Genomic DNA, 19,861 nt, shown 5'->3' with positions numbered 1-19,861 from the left:
AGAATCCCCCCCGTTCTGTATAAAATCCTCATAACTGTTTCCTTATTTAACTTTTGTGTGTCGTTCCGGTATTATCTGACCGGTTTCGGGCTGTTAACTACGCAACGAACCGTTTTGTCGCTCGGCAAGTGGCCTCTGTTTTTTGGATCTGAGAAATACCGGGTTATGGTAAGGCCTCGTCTGGGGCCGGAAAAATCCTGGGAGCGGACAACTTTTGTATAATTCCCGTTGTAATCTTTATAGACAGGATTGTCTGGCCCCTGTGGATCTTTCAGTGGTGAATGTTTGTAATAATCCGGGTCATACCAGTCCTTCATCCATTCCCAGCCGTTACCGGCCATGTCATATATACCTAAGGGGTTAGGCGGACGCGCATCACGCGGCATTGGAGAAAGGATACCTAAACCGGAGCCTTGTTCTTGAGCGAATTTTTCGCGATCGTCTGAAGTGGTAATATTCACACCCTCGCGGTTCTTAATCTGTATAGTTCCATCATCAGTCGGTACTATAATAAACTGTCCTCTACTGCGTGCCGCAAATTCCCATTGTGCTTCGGTTGGAAGGGAAAAAGGTAAGTTTGTAATTAACGATAGCCATTGGCAATATTGTTGAGCCTCATTCCAGTCTACATGCGCCGGAGTTTGTGGTGTCATATTTAATTTATCCCATTTTTTTAAATTAGGATTTTCTTTACTAACTGTTCTTCTATACTGATTGTTGTAGGTTAAATAAAACTGATACTGTTTATTACTGGTTTTAAACTTACTTATTGAATAACTTGTCAGCTCGACTTTATGTAATGGTTTACTATGCTGATTTGCATCATAGGGTAAATGTTCCGGGCCGTATTTTTCGCCATAATCTCCCATCAGAAATTCACCACCCTGTACAAAGATTAGCTCGTCCTTAATCTCACCTACAAATTTAGAGAGTTCAACGCTGCTTTTTGGGGAGGGTGGCACCAACTGCTTTTGCTGGTCGCAAGAGATTAGTGACAAAACGGTAATCAGAATCCCCCCCGTTCTGTATAAAATCCTCATAACTGTTTCCTTATTTAACTTTAGTGTATAGTTCCGGTATTATCAGACCGGTTTCGGGCTGTTGACGACGCAACGAACCGTTTTGTCGCTCGGCAAGTGGCCACTGTCTTTTGGGTCTGAGAAATACCGGGTTATGGTAAGGCCTCGTCTGGGGCCGGAAAAATCCTGGGAGCGGACAACTTTTGTATAATTCCCGTTGTAATCTTTATAGACAGGATTGTCTGGCCCCTGCGGATCTTTAACTGGTGAGTGTTTGTAATATTCCGGGTCATACCAGTCCTTCATCCATTCCCAGCCGTTACCGGCCATATCATAAATACCTAAAGGGTTTGGTGGATAGAGATCGCCAGGCAACGGAGAATATATTCCTAATGATGTTCCCATTTCTTTTGCATATTCCTTACTATCTTTTTCCGAAGCTACATTCCTTCCGCTTTTGTCGACTTTTATAGTTCCATCATTAGTCGGAGCTATAACAAACTGTCCCCTATTGCGTGCCGCATATTCCCATTGTGCTTCTGTTGGTAATGAAAAAGGTAAATCTGTTATTGTCGCTAACCACTGACAGTATTGTTGAGCCTCATTCCAGTCTACATGCGCCGGAGTTTGTGGCGTCATATTTAATTCATCCCATTTTTTTGCACCGGGGTTTTCTTTATTGACTGTTCTCCTATACTGATTGTTGTAGGTCAAATATAACTGATACTGTTTATTACTGGTTTTGAACTTACTGATTGAATAAGCGGTGAGTTGAACTTTATGTAACGGCTTACTGTCTTGTTTACCATCGTAGGGTAAACCTTCTGGTCCGTATTGTTCACCATAATCTCCCATAAGGAATTCCCCGCCCTGTACAAAGATTAGATCGGCCTTAATCTCATTAACAAATTTTGACAAGTCATTACTGTTCTTTTTCGCTGGCATGACCGAGGAATTCTGCTGGTCGCATGACATCAGTGCTGCAACTGTCAGCATCATTAAACCTATTTTCACTAATTTTTTCATCTTCGACCCCCTTAAACTTCAATTATATTGTTGTCACTTACAGGACTAAATATTCTGGATTTGGGATAGAATTCATTATCCATTCTGTATAGTTTGTAAAATTCCGTATTGTTCATAGCGAGCGCGTATCCCCAGGAAGGTGTGACCTTTAACCTCCGGTAGATCTTATCCATCTCATTATCTTTGTTGAGACCTTCTTGCAAAAACTCCTTCAGGTCATTCATTTTTCTTTGGGCAACCATGTATTTTAACGCTGAGTTCCCAGCGGCCAAATCACTCCCATCAGCGTTACAATGGCTAAATACCTGGAACCATTCACGTTGTGTTTGGATACTATCTAAGATGGTTAATATTGCTTCTTTGCGATCATGGTAAATATCAAGCATGACTCTATTATCCAAGTCCACATGATCATAAAGATTATGTCGCGTTAATAAATATATTAAGATACCTTTCGCTTCAGGAGTAGTTTTTATTAAATGATTAGGTTTTGACAGTATATTATGAGCAATGTCGTTTCTCTTTTGTGAGGAATTAACCCCTTCTTCAAAAGAAGAAACAACTGAAATAAAATAATCATCAATATCATTTAATGTGATTGCCATATTTTTTAATTCTTCTTTAACTTCTTTCTTTATTTCAGAAAGAAGAATCACACTAATCTTCGTAAAAGCCCCGAATGCTTCTTTGGATATAACCTCAAAAAAAGAATAATCAAGGCCATATAATTGATAAACCAGCCAGTACCCAAAATCGTAAAGTTTGTCGTAGTCAACTTCTGCTTCAAAAGAACCTTTGGCGCCTGCACCTAAACACAGACTGGCAGCGATACTGAAACAGAAGCGTCCATTAATGAAATCGCACTGAAATTTTCCCCCTGCACCAGCCCCAACCATTCCAACAAATGCTTCTGAAATTGAGCAAAAGTCGACAAATTTTGCAGCTTCTTTCGCATCATCGCCTTTTTTTCCCTGGTGCACCGTTAACTCGAGAGGTTGTAACCATTGAACGCCCCCTTTCATCTTGAATTCAGCACGCGCGCCGGCAAATATCTCTGCGCTTGCAGACGCGCCTTCTTCATTTTTTTCTCTTGCCTGATGAAACGCGGCACCTGTTGGAGAGTGTCGATCTCTGAAACGAGGCAGGCGCCCTTCGCGATCTCCCATTATAACCTGCTTTGTCCCAATGGTAGTAACCTGAAGTTGAGCTTCAACCTGGGCCGATGCTCCAGCAAAGCCGATAAGTGACGTCTCAAGATACATACGCCACATTCCCATATTGAGAACTTTAGTTTTTCCAGGAGGTGGCAGCATTTTCAAAGACCAGCCAATGCGATCGGGTATGTAAAATTTAGCACTGGCTGTACCCGATGCTACAGAAAGGACGGTGCTATGTTCACCTTTAATTGTTAATTTTCCTTTATAAGGGTCCCACTCTCCTGACGCACCAGTATTGGATGTAAAACGCAAAAATTGTGCACCAGCAGATACATCAATATTCTGACCAATTTCCTTTTCCAACACCACACTGCTGTTCCAGGAATCTGCCCAGTCACACAATGTCTTGTCTATTTTACCAATATCTTTGACTTCAAAAAATTTTATTCCTTTGCTTTTAGATTCTAGTTTTTTTAACTGTTCTTTAATTTTTTGCGTATTTATACTTTTAATATTGCCATTATTGTCACGTTCAAATATACTTTCTTTTCCAGTAGTACGATCTCGTCCTCGTAAACTTACCCGATGTATATCTCCAGTTCCAAAATTATCAATATACGATTTTTTTACATATACATAACGACTACCAATCCCGTTACGCCCTCCCTGATTTTTTTTAGTTTTTATCGGTATCAGTTCTGTTACCTCTTTATAACCAGCCCCTTTAGATTCAAAATCTCCTAGCGTTTTCTGTAAATCCTTTTTCTTATCTGCTAATTTTTGTTCTGCTTCTGATACCTTAGCTTCAAGCGAAGTGAGTTCAGCGGCTCTGTCGGGATGCGAAAGAACTTTTCCATAGGCTTCAATTGCCGCCGAATATATTTCATTTGCTTTATGAACTTCATCCACCAACATCATAAGATTTCTGGCGTGATCATCCAGAGCTGATGCTATTTTCTCGTTAAGAAGAATTAGCTCTTCATTTTCGGTACTAAAATAAATCAATGTTGATTCGTGATGTGCTACAACTGAACTTCCTTCTTTTTTATTCAGTGTCCCTTCAGCAACCGGAGTGTCATGTTCACTCATAAAAATCACCTCCTTGTTTACTCAAAAAACAATTTAATGGATTTAGGATCTACTCCGTAATGGCATTGTGTATAACCATTTTCGTCAGTCATACCTCTAAGCGTCACGCCATCCGCAGTTTCTATGCGATATGGTATTAATGCTTTAGGTTGATCGGTATTTTTATCTAATACCTGAAAACGTTCATTCATGGGGTATTTGAATTGCGGGTCCTCTACCATCATGGGTTGTAACGCCTTTTCGAGTGAAGATACCCCTCCCCATAAAATATTGGCGCTTTTAAGATCGATTTTCCCTGGAGCACCAATTTCTACAGAACCATTTTTTATTTTTATATATGCCCCGCCGGTACTGGTTAATGTTATACCCTGTGCAGCGTTCAATATTATTTCACTATTAACACTATTGAGAGTCATCGTTTTATCAGACTGAAGGCGCATTGCATCTGTTTGCGCTTGTATATCTACAATACCTCTTGCTGCAAATATTTTAATGCCCATCTTTTGCGCAAACAAGCTTATAGCTTCACCTGCTGCAACCGTCAACCTTTTGAAAATGCTCATATCAATATTTTCACCAGCCGTAGCCGTCAATGTGTGCCCGGACGACAGTTGAATATTTCTGGGTGTTGTTAATGCGATTCCTGCTGGCGCTGATGCCAGTATTCCCGCTTCTTTTAACTGATTCAGGGCCAGACTAAGTTTTTGTTGTGACGAACGATCGGCATCAAGAGCACCAGACACAGCGACACTTTGCGCTAATGCAGTGACTAATTCTAAAGCACTTTGTAATTGCGCAATAGCCGCGTTCATATCAAGAGTTTTGCCCTGGGCACTTGGTTGAACATCCCCACTAATAAAAATTCCCTTGCCACCACGTATCGCCCCCCATTTATCCGTGCGTAGTTCAAATCCTTCCCCCCGCAATTCACGGCTGGCATCCACATTGTGCCCCAGGTTCAGCTGCGTCTTGCCGCCGTACTCCGTGCTGAGCTTGATATGCTCTTCACCCCGTTTATCTTCCATCCGCAGCTTGTTATTCGTCGGCGTGCGGATCACATTCCGGGTGCTGTTCTTCTCCGTCACATGGTCAACATGCCGCGAGTCATGCAGCGCATGGGCGATATAGGGCCGGTCGGGGTCGCCTTCATGGAATGCTATCGCCACTTCCGTGCCCTGAATGAGCGGGAAGTGAAAACCGTACACGTCGCCGCCGTAGGGTTTGGCGAGACGTACCGGCATGCTCTCCTGACCCTGTCCTTTCTCGTCACGATCGGCGTCAAATTTCACCCGGTACAGTCCGGATGCATCCTGCCAGGCGTAGATATCGTTGGCTTTTGCGCTGGTGATACGCGCCGTCATCGTCCCGGTCACCTTCGGGCGCGGCAGCAGCGGCGGACGCCAGCACACCGTTTCGCTGTACGGAACCCCCAAAATATCCACCAGAAGGGCGCTCTTGCGACTGGCAGTAAAATGCGCGCTGATAACCAGCACCGGTTCCTGTAAGACAGCAGGCAGGGTCGGCGACAGGCCGTCGATAATCGTCAGCACCTGTGCCGGCGCGAGCCATGCAGCGGTGCTGTTACCGGTTATCAGCGTCTGGTTTGCCAGAAAACGCTCATGATCGAGGCGGGCATAAAAGTTGGCCGTCTCCGCTGGCGGATCGATTTTGTCACCGCGCGCCAGATGGCGCAGCCGGTAGTGGTAGACATCACCATAGGCCACCCCTTCACCGTTTCCCCGGGTCATATCCGCTGGTGCCGACAGCAGTATGCTCTGTGCGTCCCGGTGGTTGTAATCTTTCGTGGTGACGCTGGCTTCCACCACGTTATGGGTAATATTCAGGCCCCACACCGAGTCAGCCCCGCTGTCGCTCATCCCGGACGGACTGTTGACTGGCAGGGTTTTACCAAATACCAGCGCCCGCTGCGCATCGGCAAAATGCACCACCTCTGTCTGCGCATCTTCCTGGAGGGTAAACCAGTAAAATATCCCCACCTCCGCCAGCAGGCGCTGGATAAACGCCAGGTCGCTTTCCTGGTATTGGTTTATCTGCTCGCGCTTCGGGTAGCTCTGCTTGAGGTTGAATTCATATTCCCAGCCATGCAGATTATGCTCCTGTAACACCTGCCCGACCACTTCGGGTACTGACTTATTGACAAAGAAACGGTGACTGCGGTGCTGCTTATCCAGCAAAAACAGAAATGGTTTAAGCGTGATCAGGTACTGTGTCTGGTCGGCAGAGCCGGAAATGCGTCTGAAATGAGTAATGACACCGTGCACTTTTTTCTGTTCAGTCAGGCTCTCCAGTAACCCGCCCCCCATCGTCAGGGTTGCGGGTTTACACAAAAACCAGGCAGCATCAAGATGTTTGTCCGTACTGGTAAAAATGATGTCATACCTGTAAATCCTGCTCAGGCCTTCAATACCGCTGAAGTCTTCCACATCAAGTGGAGAAGGACAGGAAGGAATATCCAGCCTGTAGCGGTTCAGGGTTCCCGCCCCGGATAAAACGTTTTGCAAAGAGTCAGTGAGATTCATAATTTTTCACTCCATGAACGGATCTAAAAGGGGATTTGCAGGAACCATCACGTTCGCCAGGATCAGGCTGAACATCACTGTTGTCCAACTCGCCGTACGGTCTTACCGCCTCCATGTCATTAAGCGGAATGTCGAAAATACACTCGCCGGCAATCTCTACCCCGGCGACCATTCTGCGCGGCGTATCCTTATGGCGCTCAGAGTGAAGAACGTATCTGACAATGAACTGGCCTTTATCAGGAAAATGATGGAATGAAGGTGGGATACATAGCTGGCCGTTCACAATACGAAGTGTGGGATCGAACGTAATTTGCCGCTCCCTGAACCGGGTTCCTCTTGGAACGATGGAAATACTGACTGGCTGGTAGTCCTCTGGCTCCGGAACGCTGAAACACACATTGTCGCCTCTTGTGCTGACCGTTGTTATTTCATCAGGCCGAATGTAATCCCCGTGGCCGGGGCAACCGGTCAGTAACGTCAGGCTGAGCAAAAAAGCATGCCTGTGGCGAAAGGTTATTACTTTCACCATGGGAACCCCCGCAGCGTGCTGGTATACAGGTGGCGGATAACGGGTTCAGAAATGTTACCGTCAAGCGTGATATCACCTGCTTTTCTTAGATCACACCATGTCTCGTATCCTTCAGCCTGCAACGTAAAATGGTCAGCAATAATCTGTGCCTGCTGTTCCATGGGATATTCACTTAACAGACGTCCATCCAGGACATAACGGTAACTCACCGCCCAGCTGACAAGCCCCCGCCCGATGATGTTCATTCCTTTTTCACGTTGCCAGACATGTGCCATTTCATGAATAAAAAGATGTTGCAGAAAAGGTAAAGTCGACGCGTAATCATCCCTGTACCAGTGACGAAAATAAATCTCACCGTTCGGGGACATCGCCGTATTTTTATTCTGGAGGCCAAAGGGAAGATAGCTGTCATGATGGATCCAGACCTTATGGTACGGGATCGTTGACTTGTAAACTGATTTCGCCAGCACAATCTCTCCTGACGTCAGTAACCGCAGCGAACCTTCCTTTTCTTCTTTTTGCTCCGCCTTCTTTTTTTTATCGTGGATGGACATCACTCATCCTCCTGCCGCAGTTCAATCATTACCCCCTCTTCCTCATCCCAGCCCAGCGTAAGATGCTGCGGCTTCTGCCCCGCCGCCATATGGCTCAGCAGCTGCTGGCTCAGCACCGGCAGGATCTGCTGGTTCAGCAGGCTGTCAACATTGCGCGCCCCGGTGTCCGGCAGCAGGCAGGCGGCGGTCAGTGCGTCGTACAGACTTTCGTGGATATCGGTCTTCATACCGTAGTGACGGTTGAGGCGTTTACTGACCTGCGCCAGCTTCATCTCCACAATGGTACGCATCGCTGCCTGCGCCAGCGGACGGTAAATCACCGTCTGGAAGCGCGCCAGCAGCGCGGGCTGGAAGTGGTCCCGCAGGACAGGACGCAGCAGTTCATGCAGGTCCGGCTCTGTCGCCTCCGGCTGTTCCTCCAGCATCTGCATGATGAGGTCGCTGCCGAGGTTCGAGGTCATCAGAATCACCGTGTTGCGGAAGTCAATTTCCCGTCCCTCGCCGTCGCGCATGAAACCCCGGTCAAAGACCTGGTAGAACAGGTTCATCACATCCCGGTGCGCCTTTTCCACTTCATCCAGCAGCACCACGCTGTACGGGCGCTTACGGACGGCTTCGGTCAGAATGCCGCCCTGGCCGTAACCCACGTAGCCCGGCGGTGAGCCCTTAAGCTGCGAGACGGTGTGTGGCTCCTGGTATTCCGAAAGGTTGATGGTGATAAGGGACTTCTCGCCGCCGAACAGTTCATCGGCCAGCGCCAGGGCGGTTTCGGTCTTGCCGGTGCCGCTCGGCCCCACAAGCAGGAACACGCCCTGCGGCCCGTTCTCCGGCGCCAGACCGGTTTTGCTGGCGCGCAGGCGCTGCGCAATGGCATTCAGTGCACTGTCCTGGCCGACCACCCGTACGCCGAGGTTTTGCTCCAGACTCAGCAGTTCGGTCTGTTCGTCCTTCATTAATGAGGAGAGCGGTACGCCGGTCCAGTCGGCGATAACGGTGGCAACCGTACGCGCGTCCACATCCAGCCCCAGCAGCGGGGTATTCTGCTGCACGGCAGTAAGCTGCATCTGAAGGTCCGCAATCTCTCCCTGGCGGGAGATATCCGTGCGGCAGGCAAGCAGTTCTTCCGTGAGTTTCAGCTCCTGGCCGTACCGGGTTTCCCGTTCGTCGAGCTGCAAAATGATGGCGACTTCTTCCTCTCCGATGGCGGCCAGACGTTCGCCGTGGGCGGTATTGCCCACCGCGATATCCTCCAGCAGCGCCTGCTTTTCCATAGCCAGTGCCGTGAGCTGCGCCTTCATGCGGGTCAGCGGCTCCGGAATAGTGTCGAGGCTCATACGGACACGGGCAGAGGCAGTATCCAGCAAATCCACCGCCTTGTCCGGAAGCTGGCGTCCGGTCAGATAGCGTCTGGAGAGCGTGAAGGCGGCTTTAACCGCTTCATCGGTAATATGCACGCCATGGTGCTCCGCGTAGCGTGACTTGAGTCCGCGCAGCATCAGGCAGGCGGTGTCGTCGTCCGGCTCATCAACTTTAACCATCTGGAAACGACGCTCCAGCGCGGCATCGCGCTCAAAGTACTGTTTGTACTCGCTCCAGGTGGTGGCGGCGATGGTTCTGAGCTCACCCCGGGCGAGCGCCGGTTTCAGCAGGTTGGCCGCATCGGCGCCGCCCGCCTGGTTGCCCGCGCCGATAATGGTGTGCGCCTCGTCAATAAAGAGCAGCACCGGCAGGGGTGACTGCTGCACCGCGTCGATGATGTTTTTCAGGCGCTGCTCGAATTCCCCCTTCACACCCGCCCCGGCCTGTAACAGGCCGAGGTCAAGGGTGCGCACCGAGACCGGCTTCAGCGCGTCCGGCACATTGCCCTCATGAATGCGCAGCGCCAGTCCTTCCACGAGCGCGGTCTTGCCGACTCCCGGTTCGCCGACCAGAATCGGGTTGTTCTTGCGCCGCCGGGAAAGAATGTCCACCATCTGGCGGATTTCATTGTCGCGGCCACAGACCGGGTCGATTCTGCCCTCACGGGCGCGGGCGGTGACGTCGAGGGTGAACCTGTCCAGCGCATTCTGCAACGCCGGGTTCAGCTCTCCTTTTATATCCGCGTTCACCGGACGGCCGACAAACTCCACCTCATCCCCCTGCGTAAGCTCCGCTTCCTGCTGCACCTCCGGGCGTTCATCCGACTGCGTATCCAGCAACGGGCGCAGGCGCTCAAGCTGGCTCTGCGCCAGCGTCAGCAGCGGCCACAGGCCGTCGCAGCGCAGCAGTTTCGGTTTTTCCACCAGAGCCATCAGGAGGTGAATGCTGCGGATATGTTCTTCCCCCGACAGCGAGGCGTGCAGCCAGGCGTCCTGCATCAGTGACTGCACGCCCTCCGAAAGCTGCGGACGGCTGCGCACTGACCGTGGCAGGCTGTCCAGAAAACCCAGCATATCCTGCCATATCGTATCCATATCCCATTCGTAGCGCCGCGCCAGCACCGTCAGGTCGCCCTCACCCTGTTCCAGCAGTTTCAGCAGCCAGTGCTCAGGCAGGATTTCCGCATGGGCGCGGGTCTGGCACAGGGAAGCGGCCCCTTCCATCGCGCGGGCACAGTAAGGGTTAAGACGGCGTAACAGGATGGCTGGATTTTCCATGAGACTCTCTCTTTATCAGTTCCGGACACGCTACCGCCCGTCGCTGTTCCCTGTTATTCAGGAACCCAAAGCGCATCAGGTCGGGCAGGCAGATTGTGTTTTTCTTTGCTGACCACCCGTCAGTACAGGCGCTCAGCAAAAAAAGCAGACGGCTGACCGTCTGCTCGGGGCTCTTACGCAGTGGCGCGTTCGTTCCAGGAATCGGAATGAATGATGTTGCCGTCCTTGTAGGTCCAGGTGATTTTTTCGTAGCGCAGTTCAATCTGCTCGAGGTGGTTATGCTTCTCGAAAGCAGGATCCTTGATGTCGTGCATCTTCGGATTCACTTTCACCAGCTTCACGTTCTCAAGCTTCGTGTTGAAGTACTCCACTTCCTGGCCTGCGTCATTGATTCTGTACCATTTGAACTCGGCAGATTTCAGGGTCTGGCCGGTCGTCACCGCCTTGTACAGGTACGGGCTGGAGGAGTCGATTTCCTTGGTGAACAGGAACGGGGTGTGGATACGGGTGCCGGTCAGTTTGCCGGTATTGTTATCGGTCGGGATGTACAGGTTGTGCTCCTGGGCCACCACTTCGATACTGCCTTCACGATCCTGAACGTCCACAGACCCTTTGATGTCCGCGCCGCCGTCGTCCTTCAGCCACAGATAGACTGGAATTGCCATGTTAATTACTCCGTTACATTGTTATCAGCGCCATCATCCTGCGATGACGCATGGGTCTTGCCCGGCGCCTGGCAGGCATTCGCCTGCGGTACCAGACTGATTTCGACACGGCGGTTCAGCGCCCGCCCTTCAGCCGTGTCGTTGGTGGCGACAGGACGGCTTTCACCATAGCCCTGCACCGCAAAACAGCTCTCCGGCACGTCGCCGGTATCCCGCATCCAGTCGCGGACCGACTCCGCACGCTTCAGGGACAGCACCTGGTTGGACGGGTCATCCCCGGTGCTGTCGGTATGGCCCGCCACCACAATCAGCCAGCCGGGCTTCGCCTTGATCCCCACCAGTGAGTTCACCAGCAGCTTCGTTGAGGCGGGTTTAAGCGCCCACTTTCCGGTATCGAACAGCGACATGCTGTCGAGGCGGACAGTCTGCGGCCCCTGCACGATTTTCTTAATCACCGGACGAAGTGGCGGCGGTGGCGTCCAGCTATTAATGGCGGCTTCTACCGGCGGGATCAGACGCATGCCCTGATACAGGCCGAGCCCGTAACGCAGTGGCTCACCACGCCGCAGCCAGTCGTCCAGCAGGCGGCTGTCTGCCCGCAAACGCTGCTGCGCCTGCTGCTTCGGCTCAGGTGGCGTGCCGCTGAGACGGTGGTATACGGCAAGGTGGTCGCCCACGCTGCGCACCAGCCGCTGGTTGTTGATAAAGGAAGCCAGCATCGCCAGCGCAAGGAAGACAAAGCTGATACCCCCGGCCAGCCGCATATTCTGCATCCGGCGGCTGATGCCGTGGCGACGCGGCAGGTACGGCAGCAATACCTCCGGCAGCGGCAGTAAATCCGGTGCAAAGACAGGTTTCGGGCAAAGCGTGGTGATACCGGCTATCTGCTGCTGCCAGAGGTTATCCTCTGTTGCGGCGATCGGTGTCAGACAGATACCTGCCGCGCAGAGATTCAGCTGCGGAAGCTCACCCTGTCTGGCGCTGAGTGGCCGGGTGAGGTGGTGCGCCATCAGCGCCAGTATGCTGTCCAGCCACAGCGTGTCATAAAGGCGTGAGGCGCGGCTGCCGCTCTCCCACTGCCAGTCCGTCACCGGCAGGGCGACATCTCCGTTCTGCCGCACCCGCACGCCCGGTAACTCCGGTGTGACGGTAAACCACTGCGCCTCTTCTTTAGAGTGAAGGTCAGGTGGCGTCACCCAGGCCACGCTCCATACCGGTGGAACACCGTTCAGCCAGTTCCGGCACTGCGTAATACTGCGTCGCCAGCCACGGAGCGTCTGCGCCAGTGCCTCTTCCGACGTCTGCTGTTCCGGTATCAGCGCCAGCAATACCGAGACCTGCGACACCAGCGCCGGACGGACAGCCGCCAGATGCTGCGCCAGCAGCGGCAGCTGTTCTGCGTTTTGCGCGTGTATGTACCAGCCCTGACGGGTTTCACGATAAACGGTATCGGGAGGGAACAGGCTGGTCGTATTGCCGCAGGCCAGCACCACCGCACCCTGAAAATCTTCCGGGGGCAGGACATGCTCCGTTACCGGTATGACGAACTGGCGACGCCGCCACCGATGCCATAGCGCCGCGCCGCAGACCAGCAGAATACAGATGCTAAGCACAGAACGGCTGACGGTGGAAAGCGGCCAGAAACCCACGACCAGCCACAGGGCAAGGACAGCAGCAAACAGTGTGAGTAGCGTTCGGGTGAGTTGACGCATCCGTTATCCCTGCCCCGCAATCTGCGCCACCATCTGCGACAGCACAGAGGAGAAGGTGAACCACAGCGCCGCCAGCACCACCACGCCCGCCGCCCAGCCCAGCCAGTACATCCGGCGTCCGCTGCGCAGGCGGGATGCCCTGACCACCACAGGCGTTTCCTGGGTCAGCGCAAACGGCGGTACGCGCTCACTGAGCGCGCGCACCACATCCTCACGCCGCTCATCATCCTGCGTGCGGTACTGACCGGTGAAGCCCAGTTGCAGAGTGCGGTACAGACAGGTCAGCACTGCCACATCCGGCGCAGGTTCGCGCAGGGCCGTACGGATACGCTCCCATAGCTCTTCTCCTGCATTCAGGGTACGGAAAAACCGCGCCTGAAGTGGGTCTTTTCGCCACTGGCGGTAACCGTCATCCTGTTTATCCCGGTTCAGCACGCTCTCATCCATCAGGGCGCAGTACGCATACAGCATATGTTCGCAGGACGTGGTGCTGAACCCGGCTTTGTTCAGTGATTCACGCGCGGCGTTCACCCACCGGCAGGCCCGTCGGTACAGCGCTTCGCCGTCCTTTACCTCCTGGCCGCTGCGCAACTGGCTGACCATCAGCCAGCCCGGATAAAACGTTTTGTTTATCAGGTCAATGTCGGCATCGTTCATGAGCGCAGCACCGCAAACAGTTCAAGTTTCACCTCACCGAGGGAGCCCGGCGTATAGAAGGTACAGTTCCCGGCCTCCAGCATGGCACGAGCAGCATCGGTGGACAGATCCAGCGCGAAATACTGATTTTCCAGGCGCAGCGGGATGGCCGCCGGAACGTGACTCAGCGGTTTAATCACCATCCCGCTCAGGGCGATATTCACCACCTCAGAGACATCATCGTGGCTGCCCGCCTTGCACAGTTGCGGGAAGCGCGTCTGGAGTTCGTGGTTTGGCATGGCGGAGCGCACGGAGAGATAGAAATCGGCCCCTTCACGCAGCCTCGCGTCGTGCAGCTTCCCGCGCCAGATTTCCCGGTCTTCGCCCTGTTTCAGTTCAATAGCGATCACGCGCGACGGCAGACTGGCTTCAAGGAGACTATCAAGCAGGGTAAACAGCGGCGGGAACACCGTTTCCGGCGCGTCATGCCGATAGGGGGGAATGGCGTCCACATCATGTTCAAGCGAAAAGGTCAGCAGGCTGCCGGCAAGGCGGGCCAGCTCGCGGTACAGCAGTTCCGGATGGCGGGACGGCGCCTGGTGCAGCTCCGTCAGTACCGGCTCAACGCTGTTGAGGGCGTTCAGCAACCAGAACAGCGATACATCGGCCACCGCGAAGTCCGCCATCCGCTCGTTGCTTTCACGGCGCATTGCCATCAGGCGCTTACGCCGGGCCGCAAGGCGGTGCAGCAAATCACTCAGTTCGCTGAGCAGTAACGGGCTGGCAGATAAAGAGAGCAGCGGCGGAATAAAGCTCCGCTCCAGTACCCACTGCCCCTGCGCGTTTCGCATCAGTCTCGCCACCGGGCAGGTAAGCCAGGCGCTGTTTTCCTGAGTCGACAGCCGCAGCGTCAGGGCATGACGAAGTACCGTCAGTTCACTGCGCTCATGCCCGGCCAGTTCCTGCACCGTCACCCGTTCAGACTGCCAGCGGCGCGGACGGGCACTATCCTGCCCGTCATCCAGATTACCGCCGTTGGCGCTGAGGAGTGGCAGACACAGCAGCACTTCAACTGCATCACTCCCCGCCGCTGATAAATCACAGACCGGCGGCAGGTTATCCGCCAGATCTGTGTCCACCAGCGTACCATCCGCAAAGCGCACGCAAAGCCGGGTGGCATTCAGCCGTGAAAGGGCCAGAGCGCCTTCGTCGAACTCCGCACACAGCACACCCCACGGGTGCGCCAGCGCCATCCGGGCCACGGTGTCGGCCACATGTGCATCCCAGCGGGCCTGCTGCTGGAACTGCTGCGGGGCCAGGAAGGCCCCGTCTTCCCATAACGGACGATAAATTTTCATCTCTGCTACCGCCTTACGCTTTCGCTTTCGGCATCTGGCTCACCAGAGACAGGTTCACATCCATGCCTTCCACCTGGAAGTGCGGCACCGCAAACAGCTTCACGCGGAAGAAACCCGGGTTGTCTTCGATATCTTCCACCACCACCTTCGCGTCACGCAGCGGATGAGAAGCCTGCAACTCATCGCCCGGATCGGTCATTTCCGTCACCAGACTACGCACCCAGGTATTCAGCTCCAGCTCCAGCAGACGGCGGTCCTTGGTGGTGCCGATGTTCTCGCGCTGGATGAGCTTCAGGTAGTGCGCAATACGCGACAGCAGGAAGATGTACGGCAGACGGGCGTTGATGCGGCTGTTGGCCGTGGCATCTGCGGTGTCGTACAACGCCGGTTTCTGCGCGGAGTTCGCCGAGAAGAAGCAGGCATAGTCGCGGTTTTTGTAATACGAGAGCGGGATAAAGCCGAGGTTGGCAAACTCAAACTCGCGGGTCTCCGGGATCATCACCTCAGACGGAATTTTCACCTGGTTGCCGGTGCCGAGATCGTACAGATGAATAGGCAGATCTTTCACCGCCCCGCCCGCCTGCGGGCCACGGATCTGCACGCACCAGCCGTTATTGATGAAGCTCTTCACCATGTTTGACGCGAAGGAGAACGACGCGCTGGTCCACAGGTATTTCTCGTGATCCGGGCCTTTCACCTGCTCAACGTAGTTAAAGCTGCGTACCGGTACGGTGTCCGGGCCATACGGCAGACGCCCCAGCACGCGCGGCATCACGAGGCCGATGTAGCGGGCGTCGTCGGTGTCGCGGAAGGATTTCCACTTGATGTACTCGGCGCGGTCGAAGTAGTTGCCGATATCCTTAATTGCAGCGACCTCTTCCATCGAGTCTGTCAGGAAGAATTTCGGACCGACAGAGCCAATAAACGGCATATGTGCGGCAGCTGATACTTTAGAGATGTTGCGCAGCAGCGCCACATCCTGCGGGCTGGCGTCAAATTCATAGGATGAAATCACGGAACCAATCGGCTCGCCGCCCGGGGTGTCGTATTCGGCGGTATAGGTGTGCCAGTAGAGGCCGCTCTGAATAAGTTCCGGCGCGTCTTCAAAGTCCTGACGCAGATCTTCTTTCGACACATCCAGTATTTCGGTTTTCACATTCTGGCGGTAGTCGGTACTGTCCACCAGCTGCTTCAGGCCGCGCCACAGGGACTCCACCTTCTGGAACTCCTGGTGATGCATTACGGCATCCAGCTGACGGCTGATCTGGAAATCCAGTTCAGCGATATGGTGGTCAATCAGCGTTTTGTCGAGCTTCTCCACCGGCTGACCGGATTTGCGGATGCAGTCCATAAACACCTGCATCGCCGCCGTCAGGCGTTCACCCGCCGGAGCGTCAGAAAGCGCGGCGTCATCCAGAAACGCATTGATATCACCCAGGCTGGAGGCCGGGGTCAGGTTGATTTTTTCAAACAGGGAGGCGTAAACGCCCTCTTTTTCCAGTACGGTGGTCTGCCCCTGCGCGGAGGCGGTTTCAGTATTCACAGACATCAGCATATTCCCGGTTAATCCATTAAATTACACATGCCGCTTATTTCGGGGCCAGTGCACTCATTTCGTCGCGTAATTCCTGAGACAGCGCCGGGTCTTTAAGAATTTTCTCGAGTTCTTTTCTGAAAGTGGCGTTATCAAGAAGATTGGATTTGAGGTCGCGTAATAAATTACGCATGGCCAGCATGGCGCGGAGCTGGGGGATCTGGCGGGCAACCTGTTCAGGTTCGAAATCCTTAATATCGGAGAAATTCAGTTTTATGCTTTCTTCCGAGCCATCCCCGGCCATTGTGTTAGGAACCGTCAGATTCACTTCCGGGTTAAATTCCGAAAGTACGCTGTTGAAGTTATTTTTATTGACGTTGATTTTCTCCCTTTCCGATAATGGGCGATTCTCTTTTCCATTACTGAAATCACCGACGGTGAGGAGTTTAAGTGGCAGTTCGATTTTCTTTTGCGCGCCACCTGTATGCAGAGCCAGCTTTAAATTTATGCGTGCCTTGGGCACCTCATTCTGGAATGAATCGGCCATAGCAATCCCTTTCTTTAAAAGAAATAAATGTTAAGTGAGTGACGTTTGTTTACAAAGCCATATTAGAGCAAATGTCCATTTGAAATCAACTTTTCAGATCAAAGATCTACAACTGGACTTTTCTTAAGAATATTCCACCAATAAGAATAAAAAAGAACGCCGCGTAGCGGCCTGCCGAAATGCCCTTGCGCGCTTTTTGTGAGCCTGACAAAAAGTTGCTCAAAGGTTGGCTACCAGATTATTTTGTTACTTGATCGAAGTGATGGAATAGTCCAGCCACGGACTATTCCATCACTCACAGTTATAAAAAATAAGGATAATATTGGCCCCACTATATATTTAAATATCCTATCTCTTTTTTTAACCCCTATCACATACAGATAATCGATAAACCTGGGACCAAACAGTTATTCCTTTCAGAAAATCAGGCAGAATTATATCTAATCAGCAGGGTCAATTGAATTGACTTTCCCATAAATTCAGGAAGGGGCGCAACATCCCCTCTTCTAAACGTCTTAATTTCTCCCTTCATTGAATGACTTAGCCTTTCTCCTGCTACGCTTGTTGTATGGTTCAGAAACGCAGGAACGCTTTCGATGAAAAAAATCGCCATTATCGGCTCAGGCCCAACAGGGATTTACACCTTTTACACACTTCTTAACAACGCAGCGCCGCTTTCGATCACCGTTTTCGAAAAGGCAGACCAACCCGGTGTCGGAATGCCCTACAGCGACGAGGATAATTCCCGGCTGATGCTGGCGAACATCGCCAGTATTGAAATACCGCCCATTTTCATCACTTACCTGGACTGGCTCAAACAGCAGAATGCGGCCCGCCTTGCCCGCTATAACGTCGACAGTGAGAAGCTGCACGACCGGCAATTTCTGCCCCGTATTCTGCTGGGTGAATATTTCCACGACCGGTTTCTCGCTGTCGCTGCCGAGGCGAAAAAGGCTAGGTTTCATATCGAGGTTCACCCCAACGCAGAAGTCACTGATATTAAGGCTGATGCAGACGGCGTGGCCCTTTCAGTGAACGATGCCCCTTTCTCAAGGCGGTTTGATCTTGCGGTTGTTGCCACCGGCCACGTCTGGCCTGATGAAGATGAAACCACCCGCGCATATTTCCCAAGCCCATGGTCAGGGCTGATGGAAGCGGAGGTCCGAGCCTGTGAGGTGGGGATCATGGGTACCTCCCTCAGCGGGCTGGACGCTGCAATGGCGGTTGTGATGCAGCATGGCCGGTTTAGCGGGAAGCAGTTCGTTGTCAATAAAGGCAGCGAAGGGCTAAAAATCATGCTGATGTCCCGCACGGGCGTTCTGCCGGAGGCCGATTTTTACTGCCCTATCCCTTATGAACCACTGTCGGTGTTAACGGATTGTGTGGTGGCAAGCGAAATCGACAAAGGCCCGGATGGGCTGCTTGACCGCATCTTTGCGCTGATGGTGAAAGAGCTTGAGCTGGCCGATCCGCGATGGTGTCAGGCGATAGCGCTCGGCACGCTGAATGCCGACACGCTCCGTGATGCCTGGTTTGAGGATCGTAAAAAGCACGGTCCTTTCACCTGGGCCGAAGCGAATCTGAAAGAAGTGGAGCGCAACAAGCGCGAAAAACGCACCGTTGCCTGGCGCTATACCGTGCTTCGTCTGCATGAAGTGGTACAGGCCATCGTCCCTTCACTCAATGAGCATGACAGAGAGCGGTTTAAATCCGGGCTGGAGCGTGTGTTTATCGATAATTATGCCGCCATTCCACCGCAGTCTATCCGCCGGTTACTGGCGCTGCGCGAGGCAGGGATCATTAGCGTGGTCGCACTCGGTGATGATTACGACCTGGATATCGGCAGCGATCAGACCGTCATCACCACGGCAGAAAAAAGTTACCGCTTCGACGTGTTTATCGACGCGCGCGGGCAAAAGCCGCTCAGAAACAAGGACATTCCCTTCCCCACCCTGCGTACACAGCTTGCGGGAACCGGCGATGACGTTCCGGACGTGGCGGAAGACTATACGTTGCTGGCGCCGGCATCACTGCGGGGGCGTATCGCTTTTGGGGCAATCCCCTGGCTGATGCACGATCATCCGTTTGTTCAGGGTTTGTCTGAGTGCGCTGAAATTGGTAAAGCGATGGCGGAAGCAGCTGGAAAACCTGCGTCGGGGGTGCGAAGGAAGTTACCTTACATGGAGTTTTAACAGGGCTTCCCTGCCCTGCGGTGTCGGATTACTCGAAGAAGACTTCCGGGTTTTCCGACAACGACACGAACGATTTTGTGTTCTTGTCCAGGGCAAGGATTTTGCCGCTTTCGATGTCATATACCCAGCCGTGCAGGCGAATGGCATTGTTGCGCAGGCCTACCGCCACCGACGGATGGGTCTTGATGTTGCTCAGCTGCGCAAAGACGTTTTCCTGCACCATCGCATTCACTTTATCGATTGGCTTATCCCAGGTTTTCTTCTCCACCACCGCTTTTGCCGCATCAGAATAGCGCAGCCAGTGGGAAACGGCCGGCATCGGCTCCAGATCGGCGTTGTCAGCAATCGCCTTCATCGCGCCGCAGTTGGAGTGGCCGCAAATAACGATATCGGTCACGCCCAGGGCCACGACCGCATATTCGATGGTCGCAGAGACACCGCCAGGCTCCGGCCCGAACGGAGGCACAATGTTGCCCGCGTTTCGAATGACAAAGAGCTGTCCTGGCTCCTGTTGCGTAACCAGTTCCGGAACCAGACGGCTGTCGGAGCAGGAGATAAACAGCGCTTTGGGATTCTGACTGGACGCTAAACTACGAAAAAGCTCTTTACGTTGCGGGAAAATCTCTTTTTGAAAGCTGAGAAAACCTTCAATGATATGTTGCATAGC

15 protein-coding genes are annotated in these 19,861 nt (G+C 52.8%); 1 reads left to right on the top strand and 14 read right to left on the bottom strand.

Annotated elements, in window-relative coordinates; translation table 11 throughout:
- Positions 1-71: 71 nt before the first annotated feature.
- The 13 genes from SK47_RS08920 to tssB form a co-directional block, all read right to left on the bottom strand.
- A complete protein-coding gene (locus SK47_RS08920) occupies positions 72-1,040 on the bottom strand; it encodes a formylglycine-generating enzyme family protein (RefSeq protein WP_048243948.1) in 969 nt (322 codons plus the stop codon).
- A 42-nt stretch (positions 1,041-1,082) separates the two neighbouring features.
- Positions 1,083-2,045 (bottom strand): formylglycine-generating enzyme family protein, encoded by a 963-nt coding sequence (locus tag SK47_RS08915; RefSeq protein WP_048243946.1) that lies wholly within the window; start codon positions 2,043-2,045, stop codon positions 1,083-1,085.
- A gap of 11 nt (positions 2,046-2,056) precedes the next feature.
- Entirely contained in the window at positions 2,057-4,291 is a 2,235-nt protein-coding gene (locus SK47_RS08910; protein WP_048243944.1) for a hypothetical protein, read from the bottom strand.
- Positions 4,292-4,308: 17 nt separating this feature from the next.
- Positions 4,309-6,831 (bottom strand): type VI secretion system Vgr family protein, encoded by a 2,523-nt coding sequence (locus tag SK47_RS08905; RefSeq protein WP_048243943.1) that lies wholly within the window; start codon positions 6,829-6,831, stop codon positions 4,309-4,311.
- Positions 6,818-7,360 carry a putative T6SS immunity periplasmic lipoprotein gene (locus SK47_RS23095; protein ID WP_072202993.1) on the bottom strand — a complete coding sequence of 181 codons (543 nt, stop codon included), beginning with the start codon at positions 7,358-7,360 and terminating at the stop codon, positions 6,818-6,820. The genes SK47_RS08905 and SK47_RS23095 overlap by 14 nt, the downstream gene beginning before the upstream one ends.
- Positions 7,354-7,914 carry a hypothetical protein gene (locus SK47_RS08895; protein ID WP_045336527.1) on the bottom strand — a complete coding sequence of 187 codons (561 nt, stop codon included), beginning with the start codon at positions 7,912-7,914 and terminating at the stop codon, positions 7,354-7,356. Before SK47_RS08895 ends, SK47_RS23095 begins: the two co-directional genes overlap by 7 nt.
- Complete coding sequence (tssH, locus tag SK47_RS08890; protein ID WP_048243939.1) at positions 7,914-10,550, bottom strand: type VI secretion system ATPase TssH; 2,637 nt, start codon at positions 10,548-10,550, stop codon at positions 7,914-7,916. The genes SK47_RS08895 and tssH overlap by 1 nt, the downstream gene beginning before the upstream one ends.
- A 173-nt stretch (positions 10,551-10,723) precedes the next feature.
- Complete coding sequence (gene hcp, locus SK47_RS08885; RefSeq protein WP_009653685.1) at positions 10,724-11,215, bottom strand: type VI secretion system effector Hcp; 492 nt, start codon at positions 11,213-11,215, stop codon at positions 10,724-10,726.
- 5 nt (positions 11,216-11,220) lie between these two features.
- Positions 11,221-12,927, bottom strand: coding sequence for an OmpA family protein (locus SK47_RS08880; protein ID WP_048243937.1), 1,707 nt, complete (start codon positions 12,925-12,927; stop codon positions 11,221-11,223).
- A 3-nt stretch (positions 12,928-12,930) separates the two neighbouring features.
- Entirely contained in the window at positions 12,931-13,584 is a 654-nt protein-coding gene (tssL, locus tag SK47_RS08875; RefSeq protein ID WP_045347666.1) for a type VI secretion system protein TssL, short form, read from the bottom strand.
- Positions 13,581-14,921, bottom strand: a complete 1,341-nt coding sequence (gene tssK, locus SK47_RS08870; protein WP_032667088.1) for a type VI secretion system baseplate subunit TssK — start codon at positions 14,919-14,921, stop codon at positions 13,581-13,583. The genes tssL and tssK overlap by 4 nt, the downstream gene beginning before the upstream one ends.
- 13 nt (positions 14,922-14,934) lie before the next feature.
- The gene (gene tssC / locus SK47_RS08865) at positions 14,935-16,470 is read right to left on the bottom strand and encodes a type VI secretion system contractile sheath large subunit (RefSeq protein WP_048245053.1); all 1,536 of its coding nucleotides are present in this window, start codon (positions 16,468-16,470) and stop codon (positions 14,935-14,937) included.
- Positions 16,471-16,510: 40 nt separating this feature from the next.
- Positions 16,511-17,002 (bottom strand): type VI secretion system contractile sheath small subunit, encoded by a 492-nt coding sequence (gene tssB / locus SK47_RS08860; protein WP_003856899.1) that lies wholly within the window; start codon positions 17,000-17,002, stop codon positions 16,511-16,513.
- Positions 17,003-17,598: 596 nt separating this feature from the next.
- On the opposite strand from tssB, the gene SK47_RS08855 reads away from it, so the two are divergent.
- Positions 17,599-19,194 carry an FAD-NAD(P)-binding protein gene (locus SK47_RS08855; RefSeq protein ID WP_048243934.1) on the top strand — a complete coding sequence of 532 codons (1,596 nt, stop codon included), beginning with the start codon at positions 17,599-17,601 and terminating at the stop codon, positions 19,192-19,194.
- 28 nt (positions 19,195-19,222) lie between these two features.
- Here the strand turns inward: SK47_RS08855 and SK47_RS08850 are convergent, their stop codons facing one another.
- On the bottom strand, positions 19,223-19,858 hold the full coding sequence (locus SK47_RS08850) for a carbonic anhydrase (protein WP_003857662.1): 636 nt from the start codon (positions 19,856-19,858) through the stop codon (positions 19,223-19,225).
- Positions 19,859-19,861 lie beyond the last annotated feature (3 nt).

The organism is Enterobacter sp. BWH52 (assembly GCF_001037565.1).
Taxonomy (GTDB): domain Bacteria; phylum Pseudomonadota; class Gammaproteobacteria; order Enterobacterales; family Enterobacteriaceae; genus Enterobacter; species Enterobacter hormaechei_C.
The sequence above is the reverse complement of the archived record's forward strand: the minus strand, read 5'-3'. Positions and strand labels throughout refer to the sequence as shown.